11 protein-coding genes and 1 pseudogene are annotated in these 9709 nt (G+C 54.7%); 8 read left to right on the top strand and 4 right to left on the bottom strand.

Annotated elements, in window-relative coordinates; all coding sequences use genetic code 11:
* A pseudogene (locus B3Z49_RS18675) lies at positions 1-309 on the top strand (chemotaxis protein); the annotation flags it as partial.
* Positions 310-399: 90 nt separating this feature from the next.
* Here B3Z49_RS18675 and B3Z49_RS18680 read toward each other — a convergent pair.
* A complete protein-coding gene (locus tag B3Z49_RS18680) occupies positions 400-1749 on the bottom strand; it encodes a TldD/PmbA family protein (protein ID WP_296993581.1) in 1350 nt (449 codons plus the stop codon).
* Positions 1750-1973: 224 nt separating this feature from the next.
* On the opposite strand from B3Z49_RS18680, the gene B3Z49_RS18685 reads away from it, so the two are divergent.
* The 3 genes from B3Z49_RS18685 to B3Z49_RS18695 are packed head-to-tail and all read left to right on the top strand — an operon-like array spanning position 1974 to position 3158.
* Positions 1974-2567, top strand: a complete 594-nt coding sequence (locus B3Z49_RS18685; RefSeq protein ID WP_296993583.1) for a hypothetical protein — start codon at positions 1974-1976, stop codon at positions 2565-2567.
* A 58-nt stretch (positions 2568-2625) separates the two neighbouring features.
* Positions 2626-2868 (top strand): type II toxin-antitoxin system CcdA family antitoxin, encoded by a 243-nt coding sequence (locus tag B3Z49_RS18690; RefSeq protein WP_064782149.1) that lies wholly within the window; start codon positions 2626-2628, stop codon positions 2866-2868.
* Complete coding sequence (locus B3Z49_RS18695) at positions 2868-3158, top strand: CcdB family protein (protein ID WP_296993586.1); 291 nt, start codon at positions 2868-2870, stop codon at positions 3156-3158. Before B3Z49_RS18690 ends, B3Z49_RS18695 begins: the two co-directional genes overlap by 1 nt.
* A gap of 3 nt (positions 3159-3161) precedes the next feature.
* Here the strand turns inward: B3Z49_RS18695 and B3Z49_RS18700 are convergent, their stop codons facing one another.
* Positions 3162-4688 carry a UbiD family decarboxylase gene (locus B3Z49_RS18700; protein ID WP_296993588.1) on the bottom strand — a complete coding sequence of 509 codons (1527 nt, stop codon included), beginning with the start codon at positions 4686-4688 and terminating at the stop codon, positions 3162-3164.
* Between the two features lie 264 nt (positions 4689-4952).
* Between B3Z49_RS18700 and B3Z49_RS18705 the strand changes: the two genes are divergently transcribed.
* A complete protein-coding gene (locus tag B3Z49_RS18705) occupies positions 4953-5309 on the top strand; it encodes a DUF4170 domain-containing protein (protein WP_064782192.1) in 357 nt (118 codons plus the stop codon).
* 38 nt (positions 5310-5347) lie between these two features.
* Positions 5348-6064 (top strand): hypothetical protein, encoded by a 717-nt coding sequence (locus tag B3Z49_RS18710; RefSeq protein WP_296993591.1) that lies wholly within the window; start codon positions 5348-5350, stop codon positions 6062-6064.
* Here B3Z49_RS18710 and B3Z49_RS18715 read toward each other — a convergent pair.
* Positions 6061-6768, bottom strand: a complete 708-nt coding sequence (locus B3Z49_RS18715; RefSeq protein ID WP_063087324.1) for a class I SAM-dependent methyltransferase — start codon at positions 6766-6768, stop codon at positions 6061-6063. The two genes, B3Z49_RS18710 and B3Z49_RS18715, sit on opposite strands and share 4 nt — an antisense overlap.
* Before the next feature lie 30 nt (positions 6769-6798).
* The gene (gene ubiA, locus B3Z49_RS18720; protein ID WP_120225506.1) at positions 6799-7752 is read right to left on the bottom strand and encodes a 4-hydroxybenzoate octaprenyltransferase; all 954 of its coding nucleotides are present in this window, start codon (positions 7750-7752) and stop codon (positions 6799-6801) included.
* Between the two features lie 60 nt (positions 7753-7812).
* Here ubiA and B3Z49_RS18725 point away from each other — a divergent pair, with 60 nt between their 5' ends.
* Complete coding sequence (locus tag B3Z49_RS18725; RefSeq protein ID WP_063087326.1) at positions 7813-8613, top strand: 16S rRNA (uracil(1498)-N(3))-methyltransferase; 801 nt, start codon at positions 7813-7815, stop codon at positions 8611-8613.
* Between the two features lie 11 nt (positions 8614-8624).
* Positions 8625-9709 (top strand): glutamate--cysteine ligase (locus B3Z49_RS18730; protein ID WP_296993611.1); only part of this gene is annotated, 1085 nt, incomplete at its 3' end.

The raw sequence follows: 9709 nt of genomic DNA on the forward strand, positions 1-9709 counted from the left end.
ACCGGCTTTGCCGCCAACCAGATCGAACTGATCAGCCAAACGATCAGCGAAATGGAAGGCATTGTTGCGACCATTTCCTCGGCGGTGGAGGAACAATCGGCCGCAACCCGTGAAATTGCCTTTAACATCGAACAGGCCGCGACCGGGACTACGGTTGTCAGTTCCAATATTGTTACGGTTTCACAGGCTGTAAACGATGCAGGCACAGCATCAAGCGACGTTTTAACCGCGGTCAGCACTTTGTCCGAGAACTTTGCCACCCTGAAAGGTGCGACGGACAATTTCGTCAATGCCATCCGGTCGGCCTAGACGCTCCGGATTTTCAGATACGCAAAGGCAAAACGCCCGGCCAAAATGGACCGGGCGTTCTTTTTTTGATTGGGCAATAGCGAAGGTCGGTTACTGCCCGGCCAGCGTCATGCCATCAATGCGAAGCGTCGGGGCATTGGTGCCGTATTTGAATGTCAGGTCATTGGCCGGGACGACCGTTTTGAACATGTCTTTAAGGTTGCCCGCTACCGTGATTTCCGACACCGGATAGGCCAGTTCGCCATTTTCAATCCAGTAACCCGACGCACCGCGCGAATAATCGCCCGTCACACCATTTACGCTGCTGCCGATCATCTCGGTGATGTAAAGGCCCGACTTGATGTCCTTGATCATGTCTTCGGGCGAGATCGTGCCCGGTTCCATGTAAAGGTTGGTGGTCGATGGCCCCGGCAGGCTTCCGGCCCCGCGTGACGCGTTACCGGTCGATTTCAGGCCAAGCTGACGGGCCGAACGCAGATCCATGATCCAGGTTTTCAGAACACCGTTTTCGATCAGATGGCGTTTCTGGTTTGCCACACCTTCGGCGTCAAACGGTTTGGATCGCAGACCGCGTTTGCGGTGCGGATCATCAATGATGTTGATATGCGGCGCAAAGATCTCGCTGCCCATGGCATCCAGAAGGAAGCTGGTGCCGCGCGCGATGCCGGAACCGTTGATCGCCGATGACAGATGCCCGACGATAGATGCCGAAACCCGCGGATCATAGATCACCGGGACCTGCGTGCTTTTGACCTTGCGCGGGTTCAGACGACGCAGGGTTTTTTCGGCGGCCTTCTTGCCGATATCGACCGGATCGCGCAGATCAGTCGAAAAGACTGCACTGTCATAATCGTAATCGCGTTCCATGCCTGTGCCGTTGCCCGCCAATACGGAAACCGAGATATGGCTGCCGGACCCGGCATAGGAATTGGCAAAGCCGTTGGTCGCAGCCAGCGTGATCTGATGGCGGCCCCAAACGGCTTCTGATCCTTCGGAATTGGTGATGCCGTCGACGGAGCGCGCGGCTTCTTCGCAGGCGCTGGCCCATTCGATCAGTTTGTCCTGATCAACTTCGCCCGGCTCGCACAGTTCAAGTGCTTCGACATTGAAGGTTTCGGCAAGTTCACTTGGGTCGGCAATCCCGCAATAGGGATCTTCCGGGGCATTTTTGGCCATCGCAACCGCACGTTCGACCAATTCGGCAAGGGCGGCGTCGCTGGTATCAGATGACGATACAACAGCCTGTTTCTTGCCAATCAGAACCCGCAGGCCAAGATCGGCCCCCTCGGAACGTTCAAGCTTTTCCATCTTGCCCAGACGCTGGGCAACCGAAAGCGATGTGCCTTCGACATAAACGGCATCGGCATCGTCTGCACCGGCCTTTTTTGCCTGTGCGAGAAGGTCATTGATGCGATCAAGTGTCATGTCGGTCTTGGGCATGGAGGCTCCCTTGTATCGGAATGTGTTTCTTACGTTATAGGGGGCACGAACGTTTTCGCATAGACCCGAAACAAAAAGCTGGTTTTGGCCTAAAATTCCTGCCTTGTTTCAGAGGTGGCAGGACGAGGGCCGAATGGCAAGGCCCGGTCAATTACAGATTTCAAACGGCTTTCTGCTATAGTCAGACAAACAAGTGCTATTGGCGGCAAATAAACGGGAACGCGATGAACAAGCAGAAAATTCTTTCCGGGCTTAGTGTGGCTTGCCTGATCGGATTGGTCAGCCCTGCATTCGCAGATGACAGCAAGACTGTCATGAAAGGCTGGGATGAAAATGGCGTGTGGGAGCTGAATGCGAATGGCGAAACCGATCCGGTTTCAAGCGCACAGTTCTATTACGAAATGCGCTGGCAGGGCGGGCAATATGCCCGAAACTACCGCCATCAGATGCTGACCGGTGATTTTACCTGTGATGGCGTGCTTGATCGCATCGCCGGTTGGGTTGACCTTGATAACCCTGATGGCCCGTTTTTCGCTCTGTTGTTTGTGACCAACCATGGTGCCAAAGATCGCAGTGAAATCCGTTATATCCCGTTCAAGCAGTCCGAGCAGTTTGCGCTCTGTGTCTTTGATGAAACGGCACCACCGGTGCTGAGCTGGCAGGAAAACAGCACTGAATACATGGCCGAAGTTATGGGCGATGCGGATATGTGTAATTTCGCCATCCGCGTTGATGATTTCATGTGTGATGCGCCGCAGTTTTTCTATTCCGAGAAGCCGGATGAAAATGGCGACCACTGGATGTTTTTCAGAAATTGAGCTTGGCGTTGTTTGCTGATAAAGTGTGCGCATAAATATGCACATGGAGCTTGCGTAAATGACCGCAGATGTCAAAGCCAAGCAGCGCAAGCCGACAAATGTCAGTCTTGATGCTGAATTGTTGCAAGAGGCCAAAAAACTCGGGATCAACATTTCGCGCTCAGCCGAGTCAGGTTTGCGTGATGCGATTTCGATGAAACGGGCTGAACTCTGGAAAGAGCAAAACAAGGCAGCCCTTGAAGCGAGTAACAGCTATGTAGCGAAAAACGGCATACCTTTGGCCAAACATCGGAAGTTCTGATGGCCAAGGGGGATATTTGCCGTTTCGAGGATGGCTATGTCGTCGATGTGCAGTCGGATCTGCTTTCTGATTTGCAGACACGGGTTGTCGTGCCCCTGAAACCAATTGCCGAATATGCCTTGCCAGCCGAGCGGCTTAATCCCGTCATACAGATCAATGGCGACGACTGGGTTTTGCTGCCGCAGTTTATCGCGACGGTTGGTCTGGCAGAAATTGATGAGAAAGTTGGTGAGTTCGAAGATAGTTTCGTCCTCACCAACGCACTCGATATGGTCTTTCACGGCTTTTAGCGATCAGTCCCGCCAAATCTTCTTGCCCGTTCCGGGCAGGCCATAGCGTTCCCATTTCTGATCAACACGGTCGATGATGTCATCATCCATATAGATCTTTTCGCCCCATTCACGGTTGGTCTCGCCGGGCAGTTTGTTGGTGGCATCAAGGCCAAGCTTGCCGCCAAGTCCCGAAACCGGGGACGCGAAATCAAGGTAATCAATCGGGGTCTCGGTGACGGTTGTGATATCGCGTACCGGGTCCATCCGGGTCGAGATGGCCCACATGACATCTTTCCAGTCGCGGACATCAATATCGTCATCCACGACAATGACGAATTTGGTGTACATGAACTGACGCAGGAATGACCAGACGCCCATCATCACGCGCTTGGCATGACCGGCATAGGCCTTCTTCATCGAAACAACCGCAATGCGGTAGCTGCATCCCTCTGGCGGCAGCCAGAAATCAACGATTTCCGGGAACTGTTGCTGCAAAAGCGGAACGAACACGTCATTCAATGCTTCACCCAGAACCGACGGCTCATCTGGCGGACGGCCGGTGAAGGTCGACAGATAGATCGGCTTTTTGCGCATGGTGATGGCGGTCACGGTAAAGACCGGAAAATCTTCGACCGAGTTATAATAACCGGTGTGATCGCCATACGGCCCCTCGGGCGCATATTCATCAAGCGATACATAACCTTCAAGAATGATCTCGGCCGTGGCCGGGACCTTGAGCGGGACGGTTTTGCAATCAACCAGTTCGACCTTTTCACCGCGCAGAAGACCGGCAAACTGATATTCCGACAGGGTGTCGGGCACCGGGGTGACAGCCGCAAGGATCGTACCCGGATCTGCGCCCAGAACGATGGCAGCTGGCAGCGGTTCACGCTTTTCCTGTTTCCAGCGCGCGTGATGCTGCGCGCCGCCGCGGTGTTTCAGCCAGCGCATGATGGTTTTGTTTTTGCCCAACACCTGCATGCGATAGATGCCAAGGTTAAACACATCGCGCTTGTCCCCACCTTTGGCGCCAGCACTTGGCCCCTGGGTCACGACCAGCGGCCAGGTGATCAGCGGGCCGGGTTCGCCGGGCCAGCAGGATTGCACCGGAATTTTCGATAGATCGATATCATCACCCTGAAGGACCACTTCCTGACACGGCGCCTTGGAAACCGTTTTGGGCTTCATCGCCATCACAGTCTTGGCAAGCGGCAGCATCGAAAAAGCTTCGCGGATGCTGGCGGGCGGTTCTGGCTGTTTGAGAAATGCCAGCGTTTCGCCAACTTCGCGGAGTTCTTCGGGCTTGCGGTTCATGCCCGCCGCCACGCGGTCCACGGTGCCAAACAGATTGACCAGAACCGGCATGTCGTATTTTTTGCCGTCATCACCGACAACATTTTCAAACAGAACAGCCGGGCCACCTTCGGCGAGAAGGCGGGTCTGGATTTCCGTCATTTCAAGATTGGGGGAGACCGGTTCAGTGACCCGGACAAGACGGCCGGTTTTTTCCAGCGCATCCATGAAGTCACGAAGGGATTGATAGGGCATGGCACCTGTCATCTGCAAAGCTTTGAAACCTGATTGTCTTCATACGCCGCGGAGCGAAACGGGACAACCTTGCTGTTGTCAAATACGTCATTTGTAACCGGTTCGATCCATCCCTACATGATCTGACAATGCTGCGTTGCACGGCGATGCATAATTTTGCGGTTTTGGTCAGCGCATCATTTGGTTATACATGGGCAAGGAAAAGAGTCGCGTGACCCACAGCACGCGACCTGGCAACTCACCAAAAGCATGAAGGACGCACAGATGGCCAAGTACTGGGTTATCGGGGGCACCTATCAGGATACCGGTTTCGACAAGCCAATTGGCGAAGAAACCAAAGTTGGTCCGTTTGGCAGCTTCGAAGACGCCGAAAAGGAATGGTCGAAAATGGCCTGGCAGTCGGTTGATGACGCGAATTCGCGGTATCGTATCGAACGCCTTGAAGAATACTGGGTTGTCGGTGGCGAATATGAAAGCACCGACTTTGAAACCCCGGTTGGCGGGGAAGAAGAACGTCATGGCCCGTTTGCCACGTTTGGCGATGCAGAAAAGGCATGGTCGAAACTGGCATGGCAGCATGTTGACGACTGCAACTATCGCTATCGCGTCGTCGAAGGCTAAGCCGGACGACCAATATGTTTTCGATATCTGATGCGCATATGATCACGGATCCCGTGTTGCGCGACCAGATCGAACAGCATCCACGCGCGCAGGACCTCCTGCGCGCGTTTTTGTATCCGTATCCTGCGCCGGATCACGATTTTCTTTTTCGTGGTGGTGACGTAGTTGCGATGGAGCCATCAGACGTCTCGGCTGCGACAAAGGGCAGGACGCCGGTTCTGGCCGTCGGGTCCAATCGTGCGCCGGTTCAACTGACCCGAAAATTCACCCATCAGAACCTTTCAGATGAAATCCCGGTGACCCATGGCTGGTTGGCGCATCATGATATTGTCTATTCAACTCACATAACCGGATACGGCGCAGTTCCGGCAACGCTGGCGCCATCACCGGGTACGCGCGTCCGTGTTTCGGTGACCTGGCTCACCCCGACACAACTTGCCCATATGCATGTCACGGAATCGGTGCCAGCCCATTACAGCTATGTTCAATTTCCGGGTCGCGATCTTGATCTCGATTGCGGGGTCACTTCCAATCACATCGGCATGTACCAATCTGCACGCGGACATATTTTTGATCAGGGATCGGTGTTTGCCTTGTCTGCGATTGAGGCCAGAGATCGCCGGTTCACATCCCTTGATCAATGGGAAATGATGGCACTTTTCGCCAAGCGTGCCGGGCAGGTCTTTAGCCCCCCATTCGTGCTGCGGATCATTGATGATCCGGCATTTCGCCGTCTTGTTGTTGAACAGGATTAATCGCGGTCCGGCAAAAGCTGCCAGATACGGGTGAATTTGGTGTCGGTGTCCTCGACCGCGACATCGACTGGTACGTCATAGGTTTCAAGCTCGTCGATGTTATGTGTCGGCGCATAGGTCCGGCCGGGGTCGGCCAGGATGACCTTGGTGCCAAGGCGGGCCTCGGCCATCAGCCACTGCAAAACGGCATTTGCCATGTCCTGCTGATAGCAGACGTCGCCGGCAAAAATCACATCCCAGCGTTTTTGCGGGGCCGACGTGCCAACCAGATTTTCGGTCGTGGTCGGGATTTCAACACCATTGTGTTTGGCGTTTAGCCTTGTGGCGGTAATCGCCACCGGATCGATGTCATTGGCAAGGATTTCTGCGGCATCAGAACGGACGCAGGCAATCGCCTGCATGCCGCCACCACAGGCAAAATCAAGCACCCGCTTGCCGCGCACCAGTTCCGGGTGATCAAGGATATAGCGCGTGATCGCCTGCCCACCCGGCCAGGCAAAGGCCCAATAGGGCGGCGGGATATCAAGCACACCCAGGATATCCTCGGTCGCCTGCCAAAGCGGGGTGATGTGGGTCGCCAGATACATCTCGATTTCCGGTGCCAGTGGCACGCGGGCCGGTACGGTGAATGTTTCGATCAGATCGGCAAATTGCGGATCGTCGACATCGGGCACCAGTGCATCGGCGAAGACATTCTCGCTCATTGGCGGTTTACCTTGAAAAGGGGTATCGGGTTATGCGTTCGCAATCAGGTGCGAAAGCACGATGGCAGCAAGGACCAGCAATCCGTAATCGCGGTTGGATTTAAACCGCTTCAGGCAATTGGCCGCATCATCAAGCTTGACGGTGGCAACCTGCCAGCCAAGGTGAATGCCCGCCAACCCCAGCAAGACAAAATAGGACCAGTGCAAACCAGCCAGCATGCCCGAAACGCCCAGCAAAAGCGTGGTCATGGTATAGAACCCCTTGGCCCATTTCGGCGTTGCATCGCCCAAACGCAGTGCCAGGGATTTCAGGCCGATCTTGGCATCATCATCCTTGTCCTGATGGGCATAGATGGTGTCATAGCCAAGCGTCCAGAAAAATCCCGCCGCATACATGGCAATAGCAGCCGGTTCGACCGTGCCGGTCACTGCCGCCCAGCCGACCAGCGCGCCCCAGTTAAAGGCAAGGCCAAGGCAGGCCTGCGGCCAATAGGTGATCCGCTTCATGAACGGATAGGTGATGATGATCGGGATCGAACAGATGCCGACAATGATCGCCTCGATGCGGAATTGCACCAGAATACCAAGCCCAAGCAACATCATGAAGCCAAGGAACAGCAAAGCCTGCCACACCTTGACCTGACCGCTGGGGAGCGGGCGGGTGGTGGTGCGTTCGACCTTGCCATCAAAATTGCGGTCGGCCAGATCATTGATCACGCAACCGGCCCCGCGCATGATCACCGCCCCCACCCCGAACAGCGCCATCATGATGACGATCTGTTTGGTGGTGATGGCATCGGTTAACCCGCCTGCCATGGCGGTGGACCACCAGCACGGCAAAAGCAAAAGCCAGGTGCCAATCGGACGATCAAGGCGCAGAAGTTTCAGATAGGGCCGCACAGCTTCGGGCATGAAACGATCGATCCAGCCATCCTGTGGCATATCGTTCTTGCTGGTCTGTATTGGCTGGTTGACCTGTGTCATAATTGGCCTATCTGATAAAAAACCATTTCAAGATGCCGTAAAACGGCTTTGGGGACCTTTATGACTGCTGATGCCACGCGCGCCCGCCAACGCCTTTTCGTTCGGGATCCTATCACGGCTGATAGTGAAATCGAACTTGCTCCCGAACAGTCTCATTACCTCGAACATGTCATGCGCCTCAAGCCCGGAACACCGGTAAAAATTTTTAATGGCCTTGACGGGGAGTGGCTGGGCACGATCAGCGAGCTTCGCAAAAAGAAGGGCAGCGTCACCGCAGAACGCCAATTGCGCGCACAGGGCAATGAAGTTGGTCCGACTCTTGTTTTTGCACCGATCAAAAAGCAACGGCTTGATTTTCTGATTGAAAAGGCGGTCGAACTTGGGGTTCAAAGTTTGCAACCGGTCATCACCCAACATGGCATCACCGACAAGGTCCGCCTTGATCGTTTGCAGGCGCAGGTTGTTGAGGCGGCCGAACAGTGTGAACGCCTTACTGTGCCTGAGGTTTGCGAACCTGTGCGTCTTTTGGACTGGGTCGCAAATCTGCCGGAAAATCACCATCTGCTATTTTGTGATGAAACAGGATCGGGGTCACCAATTGGTGAAGTACTAAGTCAGCTATTGGCAAAGGGCGCTGGCTCGTTTATCGACAATACCAATGTTGTTAACCATGCAATCGTGATTGGACCCGAGGGCGGCTTTAGCGCCGACGAACTTGAACGTATCCGCAAACAGCCTTTTGCAACGCCTGTAAGCCTCGGTCCGCGTATTCTGCGTGCCGAAACGGCCGCAATTGCAGCTTTGACCGTATTTCAGGATCGTATCGGCGATTGGTCGCACCGACCCGTTGCGAGAGATTAGGGGAAGCCCTTATGACTGTCAGCGCCTCCACTGGTGACAGCCCGGTAATTGAAAGCCGGCGCCAGCTTGTCGAATGGTTCGAGTCCGGCTGTACGCCAAAAAAAGACTGGGCCATCGGCACCGAACACGAAAAATTCGCCTTCACCCGCGATGATCTTCGCCCCATCCCCTATGAAGGGGAACGCGGGGTTAAAATGCTGCTTAATGCCCTGGCCGAACATTATGACTGGGAACCGATCATTGAGAACGGCAATGTCATTGCACTGACCAAGGACAAATGTTCCGTCTCGCTCGAGCCGGGTGGGCAGATTGAACTTTCAGGTGCGCCGCTTAAAAACATTCACCAGACCTGTGGTGAAGTGCATACGCACCTTCACGAAGTCCGCGAGATTTGCGACGGGCTTGGCATTGATATGCTCGGTGTCGGCCATAATCCGAAATGGAAACGTGAAGACATTCCGTGGATGCCCAAGGGCCGCTACGAGATCATGAAAAATTACATGCCCAAGGTCGGAAACCTTGGTCTGGACATGATGCTCAGGACCTCGACCATTCAGGTCAATCTGGATTTCAGTTCCGAAGCCGACATGGTCAAGAAATTCCGGACCTCTTTGGCGCTTCAGCCGGTGGCAACCGCCCTGTTTGCGGCGTCGCCGTTTGTTGATGGCAAGCCAAGCGGCTTCTTGTCCGCACGATCAAACGTCTGGACCGATACCGATCCGGATCGTTGTGGCATGTTGCCGTTCGTGTTCGAGGACGGTTTTGGCTTTGAACGCTATGTCGACTACATGCTCGATGTGCCGATGTATTTCGTCTATCGCGACGGCAAATACATCGATGCGGCGGGCAAGTCGTTCCGTGATTTCATGGATGGCAAACTTGATGTTTTGCCCGGTGAACGCCCGACCATGAATGACTGGTCTGATCATATGACCACGGCCTTCCCGGAAGTACGTCTTAAGAAGTTTCTTGAAATGCGCGGGGCCGATGGCGGCCCGTGGAAACGCATCTGTGCGCTGCCGGCCCTTTGGGTGGGGCTGCTGTATGATGATGCGGCCCTTGATGCCGCATGGGATCTGGTCAAGGACCTGTCGGT

The sequence above is a fragment of the Thalassospira sp. UBA1131 genome (assembly GCF_002311515.1).
Lineage (GTDB): Bacteria > Pseudomonadota > Alphaproteobacteria > Rhodospirillales > Thalassospiraceae > Thalassospira.

Coding starts and splice junctions, on each gene's coding strand:
- B3Z49_RS18700 (WP_296993588.1), bottom strand. CDS start 4,688: ATGCCCTATCAATCCCTTCGTGACTTCATGGATGCGCTGGAAAAAACC.
- B3Z49_RS18685 (WP_296993583.1), top strand. CDS start 1,974: ATGAACAAGCAGAAAATTCTTTCCGGGCTTAGTGTGGCTTGCCTGATC.
- B3Z49_RS18690 (WP_064782149.1), top strand. CDS start 2,626: ATGACCGCAGATGTCAAAGCCAAGCAGCGCAAGCCGACAAATGTCAGT.
- B3Z49_RS18710 (WP_296993591.1), top strand. CDS start 5,348: ATGATCACGGATCCCGTGTTGCGCGACCAGATCGAACAGCATCCACGC.
- B3Z49_RS18725 (WP_063087326.1), top strand. CDS start 7,813: ATGACTGCTGATGCCACGCGCGCCCGCCAACGCCTTTTCGTTCGGGAT.
- B3Z49_RS18705 (WP_064782192.1), top strand. CDS start 4,953: ATGGCCAAGTACTGGGTTATCGGGGGCACCTATCAGGATACCGGTTTC.
- B3Z49_RS18715 (WP_063087324.1), bottom strand. CDS start 6,768: ATGAGCGAGAATGTCTTCGCCGATGCACTGGTGCCCGATGTCGACGAT.
- B3Z49_RS18680 (WP_296993581.1), bottom strand. CDS start 1,749: ATGCCCAAGACCGACATGACACTTGATCGCATCAATGACCTTCTCGCA.
- ubiA (WP_120225506.1), bottom strand. CDS start 7,752: ATGACACAGGTCAACCAGCCAATACAGACCAGCAAGAACGATATGCCA.
- B3Z49_RS18695 (WP_296993586.1), top strand. CDS start 2,868: ATGGCCAAGGGGGATATTTGCCGTTTCGAGGATGGCTATGTCGTCGAT.